This window comes from Achromobacter sp. ES-001 (assembly GCF_019448355.1).
GTDB lineage: Bacteria > Pseudomonadota > Gammaproteobacteria > Burkholderiales > Burkholderiaceae_B > Achromobacter > Achromobacter spanius_B.
This window is the reverse complement of sequence record NZ_CP079940.1, coordinates 2052382-2072447: the sequence shown is the minus strand read 5'-3', so window position 1 is coordinate 2072447 and position 20066 is coordinate 2052382. Positions and strand designations below refer to the sequence as shown.

At 61.9% G+C, this 20066-nt stretch carries 18 protein-coding genes, 1 tRNA gene and 1 pseudogene; 4 read left to right on the top strand and 16 right to left on the bottom strand.

Translation table 11 applies throughout. From position 1 onward, the window contains the following. Positions 1-110 precede the first annotated feature (110 nt). Positions 111-1079, top strand: a complete 969-nt coding sequence (locus tag KYT87_RS09270; protein ID WP_219992053.1) for a homoserine kinase — start codon at positions 111-113, stop codon at positions 1077-1079. A 66-nt stretch (positions 1080-1145) separates the two neighbouring features. After that, complete coding sequence (locus KYT87_RS29745; RefSeq protein WP_046803619.1) at positions 1146-1949, top strand: BPSS1780 family membrane protein; 804 nt, start codon at positions 1146-1148, stop codon at positions 1947-1949. Between the two features lie 3 nt (positions 1950-1952). On the opposite strand, the pseudogene KYT87_RS29995 reads toward KYT87_RS29745, so the two are convergent. The 10 genes and pseudogenes from KYT87_RS29995 to KYT87_RS09220 all read right to left on the bottom strand — a co-directional run. Then, positions 1953-2066, bottom strand: a pseudogene (locus KYT87_RS29995) (DUF192 domain-containing protein); the annotation flags it as partial. A 137-nt stretch (positions 2067-2203) separates the two neighbouring features. Then, on the bottom strand, positions 2204-3073 hold the full coding sequence (locus tag KYT87_RS09260) for a type II secretion system F family protein (protein WP_219992051.1): 870 nt from the start codon (positions 3071-3073) through the stop codon (positions 2204-2206). Between the two features lie 12 nt (positions 3074-3085). Beyond that, the gene (locus KYT87_RS09255) at positions 3086-3931 is read right to left on the bottom strand and encodes a type II secretion system F family protein (protein WP_219992050.1); all 846 of its coding nucleotides are present in this window, start codon (positions 3929-3931) and stop codon (positions 3086-3088) included. Beyond that, the gene (locus tag KYT87_RS09250) at positions 3928-5802 is read right to left on the bottom strand and encodes an ATPase, T2SS/T4P/T4SS family (RefSeq protein WP_370638756.1); all 1875 of its coding nucleotides are present in this window, start codon (positions 5800-5802) and stop codon (positions 3928-3930) included. Before KYT87_RS09250 ends, KYT87_RS09255 begins: the two co-directional genes overlap by 4 nt. After that, complete coding sequence (locus tag KYT87_RS09245) at positions 5768-7141, bottom strand: type II and III secretion system protein family protein (RefSeq protein WP_255594027.1); 1374 nt, start codon at positions 7139-7141, stop codon at positions 5768-5770. The genes KYT87_RS09250 and KYT87_RS09245 overlap by 35 nt, the downstream gene beginning before the upstream one ends. A gap of 8 nt (positions 7142-7149) precedes the next feature. Next, positions 7150-8007 carry a Flp pilus assembly protein CpaB gene (cpaB, locus tag KYT87_RS09240; protein ID WP_219992048.1) on the bottom strand — a complete coding sequence of 286 codons (858 nt, stop codon included), beginning with the start codon at positions 8005-8007 and terminating at the stop codon, positions 7150-7152. Then, positions 8004-8543, bottom strand: a complete 540-nt coding sequence (locus KYT87_RS09235) for a hypothetical protein (RefSeq protein ID WP_255594026.1) — start codon at positions 8541-8543, stop codon at positions 8004-8006. Before KYT87_RS09235 ends, cpaB begins: the two co-directional genes overlap by 4 nt. 188 nt (positions 8544-8731) lie before the next feature. Continuing rightward, positions 8732-9367 (bottom strand): TadE/TadG family type IV pilus assembly protein, encoded by a 636-nt coding sequence (locus tag KYT87_RS09230; protein WP_255594025.1) that lies wholly within the window; start codon positions 9365-9367, stop codon positions 8732-8734. Continuing rightward, positions 9364-10791 carry a pilus assembly protein TadG-related protein gene (locus tag KYT87_RS09225; protein WP_219992619.1) on the bottom strand — a complete coding sequence of 476 codons (1428 nt, stop codon included), beginning with the start codon at positions 10789-10791 and terminating at the stop codon, positions 9364-9366. Before KYT87_RS09225 ends, KYT87_RS09230 begins: the two co-directional genes overlap by 4 nt. Positions 10792-10793: 2 nt before the next feature. Continuing rightward, positions 10794-11060 carry a hypothetical protein gene (locus KYT87_RS09220; RefSeq protein ID WP_046803667.1) on the bottom strand — a complete coding sequence of 89 codons (267 nt, stop codon included), beginning with the start codon at positions 11058-11060 and terminating at the stop codon, positions 10794-10796. A 382-nt stretch (positions 11061-11442) separates the two neighbouring features. Here KYT87_RS09220 and KYT87_RS09215 point away from each other — a divergent pair, with 382 nt between their 5' ends. Both KYT87_RS09215 and KYT87_RS09210 read left to right on the top strand, forming a co-directional pair. Continuing rightward, positions 11443-12105: an SOS response-associated peptidase gene (locus KYT87_RS09215; RefSeq protein WP_219992046.1), complete on the top strand. Its 663-nt coding sequence runs from the start codon at positions 11443-11445 to the stop codon at positions 12103-12105. Between the two features lie 48 nt (positions 12106-12153). Further along, the gene (locus KYT87_RS09210; RefSeq protein ID WP_046803669.1) at positions 12154-12447 is read left to right on the top strand and encodes a hypothetical protein; all 294 of its coding nucleotides are present in this window, start codon (positions 12154-12156) and stop codon (positions 12445-12447) included. Between the two features lie 671 nt (positions 12448-13118). Here the strand turns inward: KYT87_RS09210 and KYT87_RS09205 are convergent. The 6 genes from KYT87_RS09205 to KYT87_RS09180 all read right to left on the bottom strand — a co-directional run bounded on the left by KYT87_RS09205 (position 13119) and on the right by KYT87_RS09180 (position 19985). Continuing rightward, positions 13119-13322 (bottom strand): cold-shock protein, encoded by a 204-nt coding sequence (locus KYT87_RS09205; protein WP_172616244.1) that lies wholly within the window; start codon positions 13320-13322, stop codon positions 13119-13121. A 190-nt stretch (positions 13323-13512) separates the two neighbouring features. Next, a tRNA-Ile gene (locus KYT87_RS09200) sits at positions 13513-13591 on the bottom strand. A 9-nt stretch (positions 13592-13600) separates the two neighbouring features. Next, positions 13601-15877 carry an RNA polymerase sigma factor RpoD gene (rpoD, locus tag KYT87_RS09195; RefSeq protein WP_046803671.1) on the bottom strand — a complete coding sequence of 759 codons (2277 nt, stop codon included), beginning with the start codon at positions 15875-15877 and terminating at the stop codon, positions 13601-13603. 868 nt (positions 15878-16745) lie between these two features. Further along, a complete protein-coding gene (gene dnaG / locus KYT87_RS09190; protein ID WP_104145705.1) occupies positions 16746-18809 on the bottom strand; it encodes a DNA primase in 2064 nt (687 codons plus the stop codon). A gap of 19 nt (positions 18810-18828) precedes the next feature. Continuing rightward, positions 18829-19041, bottom strand: a complete 213-nt coding sequence (rpsU, locus tag KYT87_RS09185) for a 30S ribosomal protein S21 (protein ID WP_006218592.1) — start codon at positions 19039-19041, stop codon at positions 18829-18831. 401 nt (positions 19042-19442) lie between these two features. Then, positions 19443-19985 carry a phosphoribosyltransferase gene (locus tag KYT87_RS09180; RefSeq protein WP_046803673.1) on the bottom strand — a complete coding sequence of 181 codons (543 nt, stop codon included), beginning with the start codon at positions 19983-19985 and terminating at the stop codon, positions 19443-19445. Between the last annotated feature and the right edge of the window lie 81 nt (positions 19986-20066).

Genomic DNA, 20066 nt, shown 5'->3' with positions numbered 1-20066 from the left:
AGACAGTGCCCGGCGCTTCCGAACGGCCGGACGCTATGTGGTCTAAAATTGCGCCGCCGCCGCCGCACGGGCTTGTCCCAGCGTCCGTTAACCCTATTCCCTGCATATCAATGGCCGTATTTACTCCCGTATCCGACGACGACGCGCGCGCCCTGCTGGCGCAATTCGATCTGGGCGAGTTCGTCTCGCTTCGAGGGATTACGGCGGGTATCGAGAACACCAACTACTTCTTGTATACGACCCGCGGCGAATATGTGCTGACGTTGTTCGAAGTGTTGACGCACGCCCAACTGCCGTTCTATATCGAATTGATGTATCACTTGGCGGAACGCGGCATCCCGGTGCCTCGGCCGCAGAACCTGCGCGACGGCACCCGCCTGACGACGCTGCACGGCAAGCCCTGCGCCATCGTGTCGCGCCTGCCCGGCGGGTACGAGCCGGCTCCCGGCGCCGCGCACTGCGCCCTTGCCGGCGCGACCCTGGCGCGCGCCCATCTGGCGGCGCAGGACTTTCCCATACACCAACCCAACTTGCGCGGCTTGAACTGGTGGCTGGATACGGCCCCCAAGGTGATGCCGTTCCTGGCGCCCGCGCAAGCCGAACTGCTGACCGCCGAATTGGCTGCCCAGCAGGCCGCGGTGGCCACGCCCGCCTGGCAAGCCCTGCAAACCGGCCCGGCCCATTGCGACCTTTTCCGCGACAACGTCCTGTTCGCGGGCACCTTCGAAGATCCGCTTATGGGCGGCATCATCGATTTCTATTTCGCTGGCTGCGATACCTGGCTGTTCGACGTGGCCGTCAGCGTCAACGATTGGTGTATCGAACGTGACACGGGCGAGTTCGTGCCCGAACTGGTGCAAGCCTGGCTGTCGGCCTATGCCGCCGTGCGCCCTTTCACCGACGCCGAACGCCAGGTATGGCCGCTGATGCTGCGCGCCGCCGCGTTGCGGTTCTGGCTGTCGCGCCTGTACGACTTTTATCTGCCCCGCCCGGCCCAAACGCTTAAGCCGCATGACCCCCGACACTTTGAAAGAGTGTTGCAGGCGCGCCACCGCCCGGGCTTGCCAATATTGCCGTAACCGTAACGCCCCCCATAATGGGGCTAGCGCGTCCCTTTTTGAGAGCTATCCCTCCTTTAGAGAGCCATGCAAGCAGCATTCCTACCCGCGACATCCGGCTGGCAATGGGTTCGAGACGGCTTCCGCCTGTTCCGCAAGCAACCCCTGGCCATGTTCACCTGGGCCATGTTCATCAGCCTGCTGGTCGTTTTCGCCAGCGCGACACCGCCCGTCGGCCCCATCCTGGTCGTGGCGTTCATGCCCATCATCACCCTCATGACGTTGTCCGCGTGCAAGCACGTCGAAGCCGACCGCGTCATGCTGCCGTCGATGTGGGGCAAGCCGCTGAAGCAACCGGGCGTGTTCAGAAAGCTTTTCGTCATGGGCCTGCTGTACGCCGGTTTGAGCATGGCGGCCGGTTTGCTGACGTTTATGCCGTTCATGGATTCGATGGCGGAAGCTTATCGGATTGCATCGGTCGAACGTTCCCTGGACCCGATCCTGATGGCCATGCGCGTGCCGCTGACCATCTTCGCCATCATTTATGTGGTGATTGCCGCGTTGTTCTGGCATGCACCCGTTCTGGTCGCCTGGCACGGCCTGCGGCTGGTGCAAGCCCTGTTCTTCTCTGGCATCGCGTGCTGGCGTAATAAGTGGCCCTTTCTGGTTTATGGCGCCACGTGGGCCTTGGTGTTTCTTTTCATCGACCTGTGCGCGGGCTTGTTGGTCTACATGGGGTTGTCGCCGCAGTTTGCCGGCACGTTGCAGATTCCGTTCAACATCGCCGCAGGCGGCGCGTTGTATTGCAGCTTCTATCCTGCCTATACCTCCGTGTTTGGCATCAATAACGCCAGCACGCATCTCGACAACGGCAATAGCGCCCAGGCATAGGGCGATGCGGCATGGCGGCAGCGCCCGGCGCACCGCTATCACGCTTAAATCGCGCGACACAAACGCCACATCGATGGCGTAGCGCATGCCAAAGGTATGCACAGCGGCACAAGGCATCAGCATCACACCGGACCGACTGCCGGGCGGTCGACGCCCGAGCAGTCCGCGCATCCGCCCTTTCCAGTCAAGCACACGCAAGAATCGCAGCCGGGGCACCGGCAAGGGGCTTTGGTTTTGGCTGTTCCCGTTCCGGTTCATGGAATGCTCTGAAGCAGCTGAACCGCGATCGGAAAGGCCAGCACAATGAAGGTGCACGGGAAGATGCAGCCAATCAAGGGCAACAGCATTTTTACCGGCGCCTGCATCGCTTGCTGTTCGGCACGCACATGCCGGTCACCACGGCACTGCGCCGCCTGCGCACGCAGGACGGGGCCGAGGCTGATGCCCAGCGTCTCAGCTTGAGCCAGCGCCGCAGCCCACGTCCGGGCGATCGGGCTATTGCTGCGGTCAGCCAGCGCTTTGATCGCCACGGTGCGCGTCACGCCCGCCCGCATTTCCGACAGTGCTTCTGACAGGGCATCGCGCAACGCACCCTTCGGCCCGCTTTGCGCCGCAACTTGCAGCGCCCCCTGCACGCTAAGGCCCGCTTCCACGCATAGCGTCATCATGTCGAACACAAAGGGCAAGTCGCGTTCAATGCTGCGGCGCCGCGCTTCGCTCAGGCCATGCAACCACAGGCGTGGCGCCACGCCGGCCACCATGGCCGCCGCTATCGACCACAGCCACCCGCTTTGAAAGAAGGCGTCAAAGGCCGTCGCCAGGGCTGCGCACACACCGCCTGCAAGCAACGCCGCACTGACGCCCAACGCCGCGACGTGCGCGTAGCCAACCTCGGCAGTCAGCCCGGCCAGTTCGACTGCACGGGCCAGGCGGGCACGCAGACGCCACGAACAAAGCGGCCCCACAAGGGGCGCCACGGCCGACACCCACGGCCAAGCCACCCGCCACCACCATGGCAGCCCGGCCAATACCAATCGGTTGCCGCCCAGCAACGGACGCAATGCGGACCAAGTCAACCAGCCCACGGCCGCTGCGGCCATCATCATGCTCAAAGTCAGCAACATGGTTCCCCCCTGTCAGAGTTCGATTCGGACGATGCGCCGGATCAACAGCACCCCGGCCGTTTCCAGCACGGTCAATATCGCGAGGACGCCCCAACCCATCGGCGTATGCCACAGCACGGCCATCACATCGGGCTCCAGGCGGTCCAGCAGAGCCAGCAACAGCACGGGCAACGCGCCGACGATCCACGCCTGCAAGCGCCCTTGAGAGGTCAAGGCGAGCAATTTCGCCTGTAGCTGCAGGCGAGCCCGCAGGGTTTGCGCGATGCTGTCCAATGCTTCTGCCAGGTTCCCGCCAGTTTGCGCAGCGATACGCATTGCCGCCACCACCAATGCAGTGGAATCCCCCGGCATCCGCGCTTGCAGGTTTTCCAGCGCGACGTCCCAGGGCACGCCCAGGCGCTGTTCCCGCAGCATCAACCCGAATTCCTGCGCCAGGGGCGCGCCGCTTTGCTCGACGACATGGCGCAACGCCGTCGTCAACGCGACGCCCGCGCGCAGTGCCGCCGCCAGCATCAACAAAGCCATGGGCAACTGCTGTTCGAAACGTCGTGCCCGTCTTCGCCGCAACAGGCCAACTGTCATGCGGGGAGCCCTGGAGGCCACGCCCGCGAACAAGGCAGCCAAAATGCCGCTGCCGGTCAATGAAAAGACCAGCGCCGCGGACATTGCCGCAAACGCCATGGCGGCGGCCCATAACTGCGCCGGGTCAATGAACAGAAAGACCTCGCTCAAGCGCACGCCGGCGTCCTGTGTATAAAGCGCCCGATAGCGGCGCAACGCCGGCGCAAACCAGGCCTGCGCATGCCAAGCCAGCATCGCTGCGCAGCACATCGCCGCCCCAGCCGCCAACCAGATCATGATGCCCCCCATACGCCATGGGCATCCACCGGCGCGGGTATGGAGGCGGCCTCGGAGAACCACGCCGGTTCCAGCGACACACCCTCGTCGGCCCAATCCTGCATGAAGCCGGGCAAGGCTCCGCATCCGCTGAAGCCGGCTGCACGATCAAACCGAAATAGCTGCTGGATCTGTATGCGACCGCTTTCCATGCCCGCGACTTCAACAATGGATGTCACCACTCGCCGGCCGTTTGCCATTCTTGCCTGCTGCACAATCACGTCCACACTGGCGGCTATCTGTTCGCGCACCACCGACAGAGGCAAATCCAGGCCAGCCATCAAGATCATCGATTCCAGCCGCGCCAGTGCATCCCGGGGGGAGTTGGCGTGCAGCGTGGTCAAAGAGCCCTCATGCCCGGTGTTCATGGCCGTCAGCATGTCGAACGCCTCGGCCCCTCGGCATTCGCCTACGACGATTCTGTCGGGCCGCATGCGCAGCGCGTTGCGAACCAATTCGCGAATCGCGATATGCCCCCTGCCCTCTTGGTTGGCGGGACGCGCTTCCAGCGCAACCAGATGATCGTGATTCAGCCGCAGTTCGGCCGCGTCTTCAATGGTGACGACACGCTCTCCTTCAGAGATTTCGTCGGACAGGATGTTCAGCAATGTCGTTTTTCCGGACCCCGTTCCGCCGGACACGACGACGTTCTTGCGCATCCTGACGCATAGCGCAAGGAACCCGGCCATGGGACCGCTTAATGACGCCGCCGCAATCAAATCCGCCATCTGAGGCCGACGCTGCGGAAACTTGCGGATGGTCAGGCTTGCGCCCTTCATCGCGACGGGCGGGATGATGGCGTGCACGCGCGAGCCATCCGGCAAGCGTGCATCCACCATCGGTGAGCTTTCGTCGATGCGGCGGCCCAGCGGCGTGACAATACGTTCGATCACCCAACGGACCGACTGTTCGCTGGTGAACGCGGCCGGATGCCGCCATAGACGGCCCGCGCGTTCAACATAGATTTCGTCATAGCGGTTGACCATGATCTCGGTGATATCGGGCGCGGCCAGCAGCGGTTCCAGGGGACCTAGGCCCACAGCCTCGTCCAGCACCTCGGCGCACAGGGCCTGCCTGTCGGCGTCCGGCGGCAGATCGGTGTCCGACGCCACGATCCGCGTCAGCAGGCGCTCGGCCTCGGCGCGCAACGTGCCATCGCTCATGCCTGCCACATCGCGCCTGCGCAGGTCCAGCGCGTCCAACAGCGCCGCATGCAGGCGGCGGCGCGCCTGCACCTGCTGTGGCTGAAGTTGAGGTTGAAGTCGAGGTGGGGGCGTTGGCTCCTGTTGCGTTGCCGTGGTCGCTCGGGTTGATGCGTTTGATGCGTTTGATGCGGTCAATGGAGCGGGCGACGGCAGGCTCGATGGCAATGGCGATGGGGATGGGGACGGGGTTAACCGGGAGATGGCGGCCGGCGGCAAATGGGCGGTTGCATCACCGCCGGGCGGGGCGTGGCAATGCGCCGAGGCACTGGCGGACGGATCCGGCAGCGCGGCTGCGTCAGGGGTTGCCAAGCGCACCCTGAGGCGGCACGGTCCAATCAGGATGGCGTCGTCCGGCAGCACCGGCGCATGCCGCACGACGCGAGCGCCATTGACGATGGTGCCGGCAAGCGTACCCAGATCCTCCAGGACGATATGGCCGTCCTCGCGCAGCAGCCGGGCATGCTGCCGCCCCACTCGCCAATTGACGATACGAAGGCCGCACTGGGCACCTCGCCCGATCAGTACCGGCGCGGTGGTGGCCAGGCGGCGAACGCCGGCATCTTCATAGGTCATTTCGATGTCTAGCATGGCTTCAGGGCTGATCTGGCGGCTGCGCAGGTTCATCATTCACGGCCCACTGGGAGCCCGCGCCGGAATAGGGATCCCATCCCTGGCTAGCGACCGGGGCCGCCGTTCCCAGGCGGGGCGGGTCCGGGAACGCGGCGTCAATAACGCCCCGCCCCCGCTGCACGCGGTCCATCAGGGCCGGCTCGCTTTGCGACACGATTTTTGGCGTCACGAATATGGCCAGTTCCGTTTCGCGCTGCTGGAATCGTCGGGACGAAAACAGCGCCCCCAGAATGGGAATGTTCTTCAACCACGGCAGTCCGGTGGACTCTTGCCCCTGCTCGCGCGACAAGAAGCCGCCAATAACCAGCGTGTTGCCCGACCTGACATTGAATTCGGTAGACGCCCGCCGCGTGCGCAACGCTGGTCCTCCTGCGACGCTTATCGAGCTGTCCACGGAACTTGCCTCGACTTCAATCAATGAACGGATCACGCCGTTGCGGTCGATGCGGGGCGTGATGTTCAGGGACACCCCATACGGTTTGAACAAGGTGGTAGGGTTGCCACGCGAGTCCGTCGATGTGTAGGGGACCTCGCCACCAGCCAGGAAAGTGGCGCTGGCGCCGCTGCGCGCCAGCAATTGCGGCTGAGCCAACATGACGGCCTCGCCGCTTTGGGCCAGCGCGGCGATACGCGCGGACAGCAAGGCGTTGACCCCGAAGTATCCGGCCGCGGTCGACATGGGCCCCGGCGTCTCGATCACAGGTTCGCCCGGACGCGTCATGCGTCCTCTGGAGCCGGCGTCCCAGGCGACGCCGGCATTCACGCCCCCCTGCGAAACACCGTCCCAGCGCACACCGAACTCTCGCATCCGCGAGGTGGGGATTTCCACGACTTGAACATCAAGAAGCACCATGCGGTCCCATCCCACCTGTCCGGTGAAATCCAGGATGGCGGGATAGCGTTCAGCCAGGGCGGCAATGCGCGCTCGGTCGTCGTCAGACAAGTCATCCCCTTCGATCACGATACGGCCACCCACGTGCGTGCTGCGCGCCCCGGGAATGCGAGAAAGCAGCGAGTCGACCTCCGCGCGCAAGCGTGGCGCCCCCGCAGGCACCACGCGCAGCTCGTACGCAGCCGCGCGGCCGGCGGCAGTCCAGACGTGCACCGACGACATTCCTTCCGCGCGCGCGAAGATCACCACGTCGCGGCCCTCGGCGGCAATGGCGCTTAGTACCTGCCCGTTGCCGATCGCCACGCGCTTCACACCGGGGTGGGAAAGAACACGGGTTTCGCCGACCTGTAGCTCCAGCACTTCCGAGTTCGCCAGGGCGGCCGCTGCGCAGGGAGTCAGAAGCGCAGTGACAGCCGCCACGCAGAGAGTCCGCAGAATCACCATGACTTGTCTCATGGCCGCCTCGCGGAATAGTCCGGCGCGTCAACGGCTTCCGGTGGGAACATCACCGACTGCTTGTCCATACGATCTCCATACAAAATGGTCACGTCCGGCGCGCGCTTGGGCTCGGGGTCAAGCCCGATAAGGGACGCCAGGTCCGTTTGAGTCGAACCAGCCACGGTGGCCACATCGTCGCGATGCCGCAGCATGGCGGTTAGCGCGCCTGCCTGCCTGGCAGCAACAAACTTCATTGCTTGATCGGGATCGGCGGCAAGCGTGATGCTGCCGGCCGAGCCGACGAGGCCGTCTTCGTCCGCCCCGGCGCCTACTGTCAGCACTCGCATCCCTTGCAGCAAGGGCACAGTGACCTCTCGTTGGTGATGGACGAAGGTCACGTAAAGGTCGATCAGGTCGTCGGCGCGCAAGCTTTCGGCCAAGCCGCCAAGGTCCGCGGCGCTGACGGTCAGCGCCCGTTGGCCCGATCGCAATCGGGTGGCCAACGCGGGCGCCGGCGCCGTGAACGTCACCTGCGACTTCAGCAGGGGTTCACCCTGGGCGACATCCACGACCAGCGTGCCGCCAAGAAGATGGTTCACGGCCTGCGGCTCCAAACTGGCGGCAGACGCCCACTTCACCGGGATCTCTCGCACGGCCAGGTCGATTTCTTCAAGCTGCGTCCCCGCCGCCAAGTCATACGCCGCCACCAGGCGCTCGACGACAGGCGCCCGAGCTTCGGCTTCCAGCGCTTCCACTCGCTGCTGCACATGCTCGCGCACGGCCCACGCGGACACCAGCCCGGCCGCCAATGCCAACCCATAAACGCCAACGCGCCGCAACCGCAGAACGCCGTGCATCAGTGCGGCCTTCATGGCGTCCACCTTCTGACGTGGAGCCCGCTGCCCCCGTCCAACGCAGTCAACGATATCTGCAGGCGCTCGCCAGCCTGTGCCCACGACTGCTCTGCACCACTTTCGGTTTCGGTTTCAAATACCCATCCTTCGCGGCGCAACGCGCCGTGCAGCAACGGCCCAAGCCGGGCGGGCGGCAGGGCCAGTTGCCAGATGCGATCGGACACTTTGCCTCCCTTTTCCTGCACCGCAAGATCCAGCCTCGGTATTGCGCCCTGCGGCAGCCAGGCCGGTGTCGCAAGGCCTGGAACGGAATTCATGCGCAGCGTAGAAACCGTGCCGACCGTGCGGCTCGGGCCCGCAGCTTGCAGCTGCACCGCCCATTGCATGTCGTCGACCCAGCCAGACAAAATGATTTGATCGGGAAGCACATTCAAGTCGACCAAGGCCGGCTGCTGAGTCGACAAGTCGCGGATCAGATCGGGCACTGCTACAGGCGAGTCGAACACAAGCACCTGGGCAGGAAGCCCATGCAGCCATATACGATCCGCCAACATGTCATGCCGGCTTCCTTCGGGAAAACGTAGTCGGTTCAACGTAACGCCAGGCGATACCGCCGAACGCCCGGACGGCCACGCGACGGAAGATACGGCCATACAGCCAAGCAGCACGCCGGCCGTCAGCGGACGAAGGCCGGCGCTGACAGCGCGCCTTCTTTGTCTCTGAGTAGTGTTCGTAGCCGTGGTCATCGGGATCGTTCCTTTTGTTGGCCCAATCGGTCCGGCGGGACGACGTCGTCCCACGCCGACAACCAATCAGTGTGGATCGCCGCCCTGCCCCATGCGCGGTCCATACGCTGGACGTACGGCGCCATCCGACGCGCCTCGGCAAGAGACGCTTGTTCGACGTGACGCCATGCCGTGGGCGCGTTGGCGATGCGTCGGCGTGCATCGGCGTCTCCGTGTGCGTGTCCCGTGCCGACCGCCACGTGCGTATGACGCGTGATCAAAGGCGCCGGCGGTCCGTCTCGCCCTGAAGGCGCCGACCGGGCGTACACCGCAAGCAAATGGAGCCCGGCTCCAAACCACTCGTGCTGCAAGCGAGACAGGTTTGGCGCTGCGATGTCAGCAAGGCCGAATACCCGGCGAGTTTGCGCGGCGGCTGCGAAAGAGTGTCGTGGCGTCACCGGTTCGCCCAACGCGCCGGCCATGGCCGCCTTGCGGCTGGCATGCGCCAACTGTTGCGCCGAAAACTGCAACCCTCCGATCCAGGTGACACCCCACACTAGCGCCGCCATCAATGGCAGCATCAGCAGCGCTTCAATCATTGCCTGCCCTTGCTGGGCGGCCGGAAAGCCCGCGCGAGTCGACATCGAGCTCATCGTGCCTCCCTGATTCGCAGCGCTTCGTCGCGAGTGATTGCGGATAGACGTGCCTGCCAATAGGGTCGAAACAATGTCGGCAATTCACTTTTTTTGTCGGCTCTAGGGTCCGGCCGCAGAAAGTACGTTTCGGCGGCGCTGGCGACGGTGATGGCGCCCGACTGGCCCAAGCCGTCATAGCGAAAGTGACCACGAGGTTGCGCCAGTGCGCTATCCGCATCCGTCGTCTTGAGCCGGGCGCCTGACCATGCCACGCGCACGGCAAAACGCAGCGGGTCGCGCATACGCTCAGTGGGTATTTCCAGATAAGACGGCAAGCCACCGGCGGGCCAACGCTGCGCTGATGCCAGCGCATAGGAGTTGGCCATGGGATTGGTCGCGCCGCTGAAAATGTCCCACCCGGTGGACTGCTGCACCCATCGCCAAAAATCCTCTTGGGAGAAATCCGCGGGCGGTTCATCCACGTAATCGATGCCGTCAGGCGTCTGGGACTTTTTTCCTTGGGCCGTGCCCCAACCCATGGCGTACTCACGGAAGTAGCACCCAATCCAGCGATTGGAACGCAGCGCATGGAACGATTGCGTATCCAACGCGCCCCATCGCCCGTCCGGGCCAAGCCAGGTCATTCCACGACGGCGCAATTCATGCCGCTTCAACGGACATCGGCGGCTGACCGGCCAGGCATTGCGACGCGTTGCATCGCGGCTATTCAGAAAGCGATAACGTTCGGTGGCCTGCTCCACGGCCGGACGCAGGCCCGCGTTTCGGGTAGCTGCGCTGCGCCCAATAAAGCCGGGCCAGTTGTCGGACAGCAGATCCAGCGCCAAGCCCGACGAACGTGCGCCTACGCCGGAATCGGAACCGGACCCCGAGCCGGACTCGAAGTCGACCATGTTGGCTTCAAGCACCTTGCGCATGATGCGATCGCGAGTAGCGACAAGCCCCGCCCTGGCCGATTCCGCACCCGCCTTCAATACGCGATGTACCGCCCGATCATGTTGAGCAAACGCGCCGGCCAGCCGCGACTGTGCGTCCGATGGGGCTTGCCCGGCCCGATAGGCCAGGCCCATATCCGCGCCGAACAGCATGGCTATCAGGCCCGCCGGCGGATTGCGGCGAGTGTGCTGCGTGTGCAAGGCGCCGCCGTACTGCGCGGCCGCTGCCAGCGTGACCAGATGCGCCATGGCGACCTGGTGGGCAATGTGGGTGCGATTGACGTAGGTGATCGCGTTGAGCGTGCGCGCTTGTTCCAGTGCGCCGCTGTACGCCGCCGCATCCGCGGCATGCGTCAGCCGCACGCGGCCCTCGACGGTCTGGCCCAGGTTGTAAAGCACGACCAGGGACGCCACAGCCACTGACACAACGACCATGCCGAGCACCAGGGCCTGGCCATGTTGAAGGGACTCTGGCGTACGAGTAAACATCTTCACTTCGCTTCCGTCGCATTGCCGGTGAAAGACTTCAACGAGCGGGCCTTTGCCTGCGCGCCCGCCTTCTGAGCCGCTTGCTGCGCCGCACGCGTCTGCGTCCCGCCGTCTTCTCCGGCCAGCTCGCGCGCCATCGCGGCGGTTTGCGAGCGAACCACTTGTCCGAAGTATTGATAGACGGCGATCGCCGCGACCGCCACAAGCGCTACGACGACGATGTATTCGGTCATGCCCTGACCAAGCTGACGTTTTCGACTGCTCCACATTTCTGCTCTCCGCTGCATTGAAAGTAGGCGTCAGTGTCGACGTCGCGCTCAGGCGCCACAATTCGCACAAGCCGAGGTGGGCAAATGTGTCCCCGGGCCTTGACGCGTTGGAAGAGCGCCCCAGCGGGCAGAAAATTCGTTAACGCTGGACGCGTCATAAAGAGCGTTCAGAGCGGAATGAGCTGCGTAAGACCGAGATCTTGTAACCCGCTAATTCTTTTGGGGTTTTCCCTATTGCCGGCCGTTTTTTCCAGCAGTAGATTTGAGTTGCCGGGCTGTCTGACACCCATCGCGTGCGAAGCCGGGCAGGAGCGCCTCAGACTCATCTCGAGCTGGGGCGCTCTTCCGTTTTCGCGTCGACTTTTCAGCCATCGAGGCACGCATGTGTTCCCACTATCAGACGCTGAAAGACGCAGAACTGCTGCTGCAGAAATTCGGCGTTCGCGCCCCTTCCGTCAGCACGAAGTACGACATGTGGCCCCGTTACGAAGGCTTGTTTGTCCGCCGGCCGATAGAGTGGGATTCAGGTGATGAAGCGGTGCCGGAACGAGAGGCTGTCATCGGCCGATGGGGCCTGATCTCGGCGGCGACGCGCCCGGATGCGGTGGATAAAGCCGCCAAATTGTCCACCTTCAACGCTCGTAGCGAAACCGCGGCAAAGTCATACACGTTCGGCAACGCTTGGCGCCGCGCGCAACGCTGCATCATCCCCGCCCAAGCCATCTTCGAACCCGACTGGCGATCAGGCGCGGCCGTTCCGACTCGGATCAGCCGTGCCGACGGCATGCCGCTAGGCATCGCCGGGCTTTGGGACAGGTGGCGCGACGCCGCGGGCCACCTGTACGAAAGCTACACAATGCTGACCATCAACGCCGACGACGATCCGCTGTTCAGTCGATACCACCGGCCAAACGAGGAAAAGCGGATGGTGGTGATCCTGTCGGAAGGTTCGTACCAAGACTGGCTGCGCGCGCCTTCGGAAGAGACGCGTGACCTTCTCGGCGCCTATCCGGCCCTGAAACTAATTGCCGACGCCGTGAAATGACCCCGTTTCTGGTGGAATATACTGGATATATAAACAGTGTCTTTCGCCATGACGTTCAAAGCCCCCCTCACCCTAGACGACCTCCGGACGATCCGCGAGCGTCAACCCTGGAACTCCGACGTGATCTCGCTGCTTTGGGAGGTCAAGCGCCTAAGGTCGGTGATCCTGCGCGCCTATCAACTATCGGGAGACTTCAAGCGGCCCGCCGGCGTGACGGGCGAACTGTACGATGATTTCGTCAAAAGTCTGTGCGACGAGCCCTGTGTGCAAGAGCGCGACAGCCTGGCGGCCTCGCTGCTAGAGGCTCCTGACAAGCTTCGCAAGGGAATGGCCCCGCGCTGAAAAGGCAAGGCCACAAGCCCCGGAGCGCCGCGCATAGACCCGTCAATCAGTCCTAGTTCCGGGCTTCAGACGATACAGAAGCGAATCCCGTTGCTAGAGTGTCTGAATGAACACATGGCCCTATCCCGATTTCCCGCCCGCCGAATTCCGGGCGCTCTCCGAAGCCGACAAAGAGCTTTGCATAACGATGATCCGAGCGTTCTGCGCAGAGATAGCGTTGCAAGAAGCGAGAGGCATGCGCCCGGATCCGAATGAATAGGCAGGCGACGCCCGCAGGCATTAGATAAGCCCACGGAAACCCACCATACGGATGTGCCTTCAGCAGTTACCGACCTTGAAAAGGCAAGGGGGCGTTCCACACGCTCCCGAACGAGGGGGTAAAGGCGATATCCGTATGACTTTTGCACAATGAAGACTGCGAACGCCCCGGCCAAAGCCCATAGCTTTTGTCGGGGCCGCCGCATACCTTTCCGCATACCCGCCTTGGCTGCACAAAGAATCAGCCAAGATTCACACGATCTGGTCTGTTGGCCCTGTTGTTAGCCCCGTGTTAGCCCAAGAGCGAACGCTAGACCGGCCTCACAAACAAAAAGGCCGAATCCATTGTTCCAATGGATTCGGCCCCGCAGCTTGCTACCAACTTGCCCGCCTGACAGCGGGCAAACAGGTTATTAAATCGCTTTGATCATGGTCGCCTGAGGACCTTTCTGTCCTTGGCCGGCGACGAAAGAAACGCGCTGGTTCTCTTCAAGAGATTTGTGCCCGTCACCCTGAATTTCCGAGTAATGCGCAAAGAGGTCTTTACCACCCAGTTCCGGCGAAATAAAGCCGTAGCCCTTGTCGTTGTTGAACCACTTCACGATACCAGTTTCTATCTTCAATGTATGTCCTAGATGTACAGGGAAAAAATATTCCCGCAGCCACTATGGGCGCTTAACGGCAACAAAGATATCGCTGTTTCTCAATGACACATATTCTGCACACACTGAAGGCCCCTCTTCGCTCCAAAAACGAAACAGCCGCCATTGCTGGCGGCTGTACGTACCTGATTACTCAGGATTTTCTTGGTAGGCCCCCCGAGAGTCGAACTCGGCACCAACGGATTATGAGTCCGCTGCTCTAACCAGGCATGAGCTAGAGGCCCAGGAAACGATTACTGCCCTTCGAGGAAGCTTTTCAGCTTATCGGCGCGGCTGGGGTGACGCAGCTTGCGCAGCGCTTTAGCCTCTATTTGGCGGATGCGCTCGCGAGTCACGTCGAACTGCTTACCCACTTCTTCCAGGGTCTGGTCGGTGCTCATTTCGATACCGAAACGCATACGCAGAACCTTGGCTTCACGCGGGGTCAGAGAGTCTAGCACTTCCTTGACCACATCACGCATGGAACCATGCAAAGCCGCGTCCGAAGGCGCCAGCGTCGAGGTGTCTTCGATGAAGTCGCCCAAGTGCGAATCATCGTCGTCGCCGATCGGCGTTTCCATCGAGATCGGTTCTTTAGCGATCTTGAGGATCTTGCGGATCTTGTCCTCGGGCATGTCCATCTTTTGCGCCAGGGTCGCGGGATCCGGCTCAGCACCGGTTTCCTGCAGAATCTGACGGCTGATCCGATTCATCTTGTTGATCGTTTCGATCATGTGAACCGGAATACGGATGGTGCGCGCCTGGTCAGCGATGGAACGCGTGATGGCTTGACGAATCCACCACGTGGCGTACGTCGAAAACTTGTAGCCGCGACGGTACTCGAACTTGTCCACGGCCTTCATCAAGCCGATGTTGCCTTCCTGAATCAGATCCAGGAATTGCAGGCCACGGTTCGTGTACTTCTTGGCAATCGAGATCACCAGACGCAGGTTGGCCTCGGTCATTTCGCGCTTGGCCTTGCGAGCCTTGGCTTCGCCCGTGGCCATGCGCTTGTTGACGTCTTTCAGGTCCTTCAGCGGCAGCACGACACGCGTTTGCAGGTCGATCAGCTTTTGCTGCAGTTCCTGCACCGCGGGAATCTGACGTTCCAGCGTTTCGGCGTAAGGGTGGCCGGCGCTGACTTCGTCAACGACCCATTGCAGGTTGGTTTCATTGCCCGGGAAGACCTTGATGAAGTGCGTGCGCGGCATGCCGGCACGGTCCACACACGTGTGCAGGACGGCGCGTTCAAGCTGGCGTACTTCTTCCACTTGGTTGCGCAACGTGTCAGCCAGCTTCTCGACCATCTTCGCGGTGAAGCGGATGCCCATCAGTTCGTTCTGGATGGATTCCTGCGCGCGCACGTAGATGTCCGACTTGTAGCCGTCTTTCTCGTACGACAGGCGCATCTTGTCGAACTGCTTGCCCACTTCGTCGAACTTGGCCAACGCCTTCACGCGCAGGTCTTCCAGCTGCTTGCTGGACATCCCGCCCGCGGGGCCGTCATCGCTTTCGTCTTCGTCAGCGGTCACACCGGCGCCGGCGTATTCTTCGCCGTCTTCCGGATCAACCAGGCCGTCGACAACTTCGTCGATCTGCGCCTGGCCTTCCCGCACGCGCAGGATGTGGGCCAGGATTTCGTTGATCGTGGTCGGGCAGGCCGAAATGGCCATGACCATGTGCTTCAAGCCGTCTTCGATACGCTTGGCGATTTCGATTTCGCCTTCGCGCGTCAGCAGTTCAACCGAGCCCATTTCGCGCATGTACATACGCACGGGATCGGTGGTCCGGCCAAAGTCGGAATCCACGGTGGTGAGCGCGGCTTCGGCTTCGTCTTCGACATCGTCGTCGTTGGACGCAACCGGGGCGTTCTCGCTCATCAACAGCGTTTCGGCGTCGGGGGCCTGGTCGTAGACCGCGATACCCATGTCGCTGAACGTGCTGATGATGCCGTCAATGGCTTCGGCGTCGACCAGGTCGTCAGGCAGATGGTCGTTGATTTCGCCGTATGTCAGGTAGCCGCGGTCTTTGCCCAGCTTGATGAGCTGCTTCAGACGGTTGCGGCGAGCTTCGTATTCTTCAGGCGTGACAGGGCCGCGCGCGATCAGATCCTTGGGATCTGCCTTGCCGCGCTTGCCGCCGCGCTTGGGCGGCTTCAGGTCAGGCAGCACTTCGCCTTCGCCGTCCATCGTGTCGTCGAAACCATCGCCGTCGTTATTGGCGTTCTTGGCGGGGCGGCCCGGGCGGCGGCCGCTGGGTACCGGACCCGAACGAGGCGCGCTGCCGCCGACCAAGTCGGCGAGTTTGTCCTCAGCCTTCTTGGCGCGAGCCTTGGTCACTTTTTCGGGCTTGTCAGCCGCGGCCGTCTTGGTTGCCTTTTTGGCAGCCGTCTTGGCGGCAGGCTTGGCGACCTTCACCGCCGTCTTGGCGGGCGCTTTTTCCGCCGCCATGCTTACGGCACGCTTGGCCGCGGGGGCCTGAGTTTCAGCCGCATCAATTGCAGAGGAGGATTTGCCGGTGGATTTGGTCATAGTCGCTTCCGTGGTCGTCGCAACCCGTTTGGGCATGTTGCACCGCGCTGGTTCACCCTGGACGGTGGCCCAGCGCGACGCAGATACGGGTAAAACAGATAAACCGGCCAAGATCACGCGGCTGCGTTGTTCGCAGCGCCAGCTCTTGCGAGCCCGCTTGGCGCCTTGCCGGTGCAATACCGTTCGGGCGCTTAGCGTGCATAACCTCATCCTGCGGCGGATTCCGGGCGTCGGGGGGGCTGCCTGCCTATAAATAGGCTTTGCTTGCTTATGGGGACGGTTGCCCCTAGCAGCTATGTAGACACAGCACCCAGACCACTAACGCTACGCAAAAATGCTCACCGCTGAACTGCCTGATTCACCGCTCAGCCTTCGGCTCCAGCCGTCGGCCATAAAATCACTTAAAACAAGTACCTTTGCTGTACTTCGGTCTTTCTCAATACTGCTTTCGCATCAATCTTCATCACTACGATTCATCACTACGTCTTGCACTGCACATTCATGCACGCTTGCGATGCCGTCGTGCCTGCACCGTCCTGCCGGCCTTACTTCCTGCCAAACCGCTTCAAGCAAAGACGGCGAAAATCTATTAGATTCATCTAGCCGAAATTGATTCCGCCGGCTTGGACGCATCCTTCAGCACGAGCGCTCTCGGGCCAAGTCGTCTTAGGATTCAGAAATATTTCAGGAATCTTTGCGCTGCAAACATCGATGCATAAAATGCAAGGCTACGGTCGGAAGGCTATGCTTCAAGGCTATATGCTCCAAGGCTATAGTCTCCAAGACTATGCTCGATGGTCGCACCACTCTCGGAACTACACAGCTTCGCATGGCCCTTGCCAGCGGACAACCTTCGATTTTAGCGCATTTACCGTATCCCAGCACCTTTCAACACCGCCAATCGGCTGGACAGCTCCAGATAGCGCTTCCGAGCTTCCTCGGTAGACAGACCCGTCGCCGCCAGTTTGGCCATTTCAAGCTTCGCTGAATCAAATTCAATGCGCCGCAAGGCGTCATCCCACTCGGTTTGCGGATCCGGCAAATCTTCCTGAGACAGGATGTCCGCGCGCAGCCCCTTTAGGACCGTTGCCAGGTCCGAATCGGGCTCGGCTGCCTCCAACAGGGCGCCGACATGGCGCGCGCCGCTGGACTGAGCCAGCATGATCAAGTCCCGTACCAAACCTAGATGGGGGCCATGATCGATGACTTCAAGCTGCTGATCGCCCATCGAGTCGACAAGTTCGGGGTGAGCCAGCAAAAGCCCCAGCAGACGCTTGGCCAGGGACGGCATGGTGCGGCGCCCCTCAAAGCCGCCGACATCATTGTCCCGGCGCCCTTTCCAGTTGCCCTTGCCGCCCTTCCAGTCGCTTTTGCCTTTCCAATCGCCTTTGCTCTTCCATTCGGGCTTCCCGCCGGATCGTTGGCCGGAGCCCGCCGCCGCATCCCCACCCGCCGACGGAAAATGCCCGTAATCGGCAAAATCGGGCTCTTCGGCGGGAATATCGTGGAAATCATGGCCGGCAAAGTCATACCCCATATCGGAGTGACCGCCGTCCTGATCCGAACCCGAATGTCCTGACGGTGCACCGGCCTCGCCTGCGCTGGCTTTCGCCGCGCCAGGCGGGGCAAAAGGTTTGGCCGGCTGCTGCGCCAGGATCTGCGACATTTCCTCGGGCGTCAGTTGCACAAGCTTGGCCATTTCGCGCTCGATCTGGACGCGCAACGCGCATTCCGGAATCGCTGCCAGCAAAGGCTTGGCCTCGTGCAGGCAACTGGCGCGGCCTTCCGCTTCATTCATGTTGTGGCGCGAGGCCAATTCGTCCAGCAAAAATCGGGACAGGGCAACAGCGTCGCCCAGGCATGCGCGGAATGCTTCAGCGCCCAGCTCCCGCACGTACGAATCCGGATCGTGCTCGGACGGCAAGAACAGGAAACGGATCGCGATATCGTCGCGCAGAACGGGCAGACAGGCTTGCAGCGCGCGCCATGCGGCACGCCGACCGGCGCCGTCACCGTCAAAACTGAATATCACCTTGTCGCTGGCGCGCAGCAGCTTCTTGACGTGGTCCGGCGTCGTTGCCGTGCCTAACGTCGCGACCGCGTTGGCGATCCCTTGCTGCGCCAGCCCGACCACGTCCATGTAACCTTCGACCACGATCACCTGGCCTTCCTGGCGGATGGCTTGGCGCGCCTCCCACAGGCCGTACAACTCATGGCCCTTCGAGAAAAGCGGCGTCTCGGGAGAATTCAGGTACTTGGGTTCGCCTTTGCCGATGATGCGACCGCCAAACCCGATCAGACTGCCTCGCGCGTTGCGAATCGGAAACATGACGCGCTCGCGAAAGCGGTCATAACGGCGCCCATCTTCGGATTCGATGACAAGCCCCGACTCCACGAGCGTGGGGTCGTCGTAATTGGGAAAGACCTGCGCAAGGCCGTGCCGGTCGGTTCCCGACCACCCCAAGCCGAAATGCGCGGCAATTTCGCCCGTCAGGCCACGCTGCTTCAGGTAGCGGATGGCGGCCGGAGAGGCACGCAACTGTTTCAGGTAGTGCGCCTGGGCGGCATCCAGCACCTGCGTATGGCGGGACTCCTCGGCCTTGCGGCGCGCGGTTTCCTGCTGCTGACGTGGACTGCGATTTTCTTCCGGGACCGTCATTCCCGCCGAAGCCGCGAGCGTGCGCACGGCTTCGGGGAAACTGGTACCCGTATGTTCCATCAGGAATGTGATGGCGCTGCCATGGGCTCCACAGCCGAAGCAGTGATAAAACTGCTTGGTGGGGCTGACAGTGAAAGACGGACTTTTTTCGTTATGAAAGGGGCACAGGCCAAGCAAGTTGGCCCCACCCTTTCGCAACTGCACATATCGCCCGACTACGTCGACGACGTCGACTCGGGCGAGTAGATCCTGGATGAATGATTCTGGAATCAATAGATTCGGGAATCAAAAATCAATACAGGCGCGGGGGCAGTTGTTGGCTACGAATGCGCTTGTAGTGGCGCTTCACGGCGGCGGCGTGCTTGCGCTTGCGCTCGGCCGTGGGCTTCTCATAGAACTCGCGCGAACGCAGCTCGGTGAGCAAACCGGTCTTTTCGATGGTGCGCTTGAAGCGGCGCAGAGCGGCTTCAAACGGTTCGTTTTCCTTCAGTCGAACGATAGGCATAAAGTGATTGGCCTGCTTGTAGGGTAACAAAAGTTGATGACAAACCTGGCTTGCTTACCAGCAACGCTGCGCGGGTCCAGGTCCGCGGTAACCAATAACCGCGGAACGAGGAACCTTGAAAGCGCAACCCAAGTTCTCGAAAAACGACGTAGCGGGAAAACATGCAGCGCTGCTTTAGCAGTACTGATGCGTACCCACTCTTGCCCGTTTTTTTACGTATTTCTCGGATTTCCGCTGGCTGTTTCCGTTACCCAAAGACTACCCAAAGAGTAACAAGCCAAGTTCGGTTTAGCGATAACCAGCGATTCTAGCATGGTCATGCCCGCTTTGACTACTAGGAGGGACGCTTGACGCATACATGCATCCCTCCTTTCCTGCCTTGGACTTCAGACCGACCGAGCTCAGCTCTTGTAACCCTTGCGGATCCACGCTTCCAGCTGATGTGGTCGCAGGCTGTCGTAATCCTCGAACGGCTGGTGAATCCAGGGGTTCGTCGGCAGCTTCTCGACGTAATAGTCGGGCGTGGCCTGGGAATGCCCTTTCCACCAGAGGACGGCGCTGCGCAATTCCGTGATGTCGGCGAATTGGCTCTTCAGATGGTCGTAGACCTTGCTGAACGTCTTGCCGGTGTCGACCATGTCGTCCACCAGCAACACCCGCCCGGACAATGTGCCGCGCGTGATGGTGATGAACTGCGCGATGTCCATGTCGCCCTGCTTGGTGCCGGCGGCTTCGCGATAGCTGCTGGTGGCCAGAATGCCCAGCGGGACATCAAAAATACGGGACATAACGTCGCCCACGCGCATACCGCCGCGCGCCAGGCAAAGAATCTTGTCGAACTTCCATCCCGACTGGTGCACCTGCAAGGTCAGGCGCTCGATCAGCCGGTTGTAATCGTCCCACGTCACCCACAGATGGCTCTCATCATTGGTCGGTGCGCTCATAGGTAAGCATCTCCTGCTTAAAAATACGAAAAGGCCGCCGCCGGTATGAGACCGGCGGCGGCCTTTGGAATATTAACCCGA

Excerpts from the sequence above, each read along its gene's own strand:
- KYT87_RS09270 (WP_219992053.1), top strand. The coding sequence starts at position 111 with ATGGCCGTATTTACTCCCGTATCCGACGACGACGCGCGCGCCCTGCTG.
- KYT87_RS29745 (WP_046803619.1), top strand. The coding sequence starts at position 1,146 with ATGCAAGCAGCATTCCTACCCGCGACATCCGGCTGGCAATGGGTTCGA.
- KYT87_RS09260 (WP_219992051.1), bottom strand. The coding sequence starts at position 3,073 with ATGTTGCTGACTTTGAGCATGATGATGGCCGCAGCGGCCGTGGGCTGG.
- KYT87_RS09255 (WP_219992050.1), bottom strand. The coding sequence starts at position 3,931 with ATGATCTGGTTGGCGGCTGGGGCGGCGATGTGCTGCGCAGCGATGCTG.
- KYT87_RS09250 (WP_370638756.1), bottom strand. The coding sequence starts at position 5,802 with ATGATGAACCTGCGCAGCCGCCAGATCAGCCCTGAAGCCATGCTAGAC.
- KYT87_RS09245 (WP_255594027.1), bottom strand. The coding sequence starts at position 7,141 with ATGGTGATTCTGCGGACTCTCTGCGTGGCGGCTGTCACTGCGCTTCTG.
- cpaB (WP_219992048.1), bottom strand. The coding sequence starts at position 8,007 with ATGAAGGCCGCACTGATGCACGGCGTTCTGCGGTTGCGGCGCGTTGGC.
- KYT87_RS09235 (WP_255594026.1), bottom strand. The coding sequence starts at position 8,543 with ATGTTGGCGGATCGTATATGGCTGCATGGGCTTCCTGCCCAGGTGCTT.
- KYT87_RS09230 (WP_255594025.1), bottom strand. The coding sequence starts at position 9,367 with ATGAGCTCGATGTCGACTCGCGCGGGCTTTCCGGCCGCCCAGCAAGGG.
- KYT87_RS09225 (WP_219992619.1), bottom strand. The coding sequence starts at position 10,791 with ATGTTTACTCGTACGCCAGAGTCCCTTCAACATGGCCAGGCCCTGGTG.
- KYT87_RS09220 (WP_046803667.1), bottom strand. The coding sequence starts at position 11,060 with ATGTGGAGCAGTCGAAAACGTCAGCTTGGTCAGGGCATGACCGAATAC.
- KYT87_RS09215 (WP_219992046.1), top strand. The coding sequence starts at position 11,443 with ATGTGTTCCCACTATCAGACGCTGAAAGACGCAGAACTGCTGCTGCAG.
- KYT87_RS09210 (WP_046803669.1), top strand. The coding sequence starts at position 12,154 with ATGACGTTCAAAGCCCCCCTCACCCTAGACGACCTCCGGACGATCCGC.
- rpoD (WP_046803671.1), bottom strand. The coding sequence starts at position 15,877 with ATGACCAAATCCACCGGCAAATCCTCCTCTGCAATTGATGCGGCTGAA.
- rpsU (WP_006218592.1), bottom strand. The coding sequence starts at position 19,041 with ATGCCTATCGTTCGACTGAAGGAAAACGAACCGTTTGAAGCCGCTCTG.
- KYT87_RS09180 (WP_046803673.1), bottom strand. The coding sequence starts at position 19,985 with ATGAGCGCACCGACCAATGATGAGAGCCATCTGTGGGTGACGTGGGAC.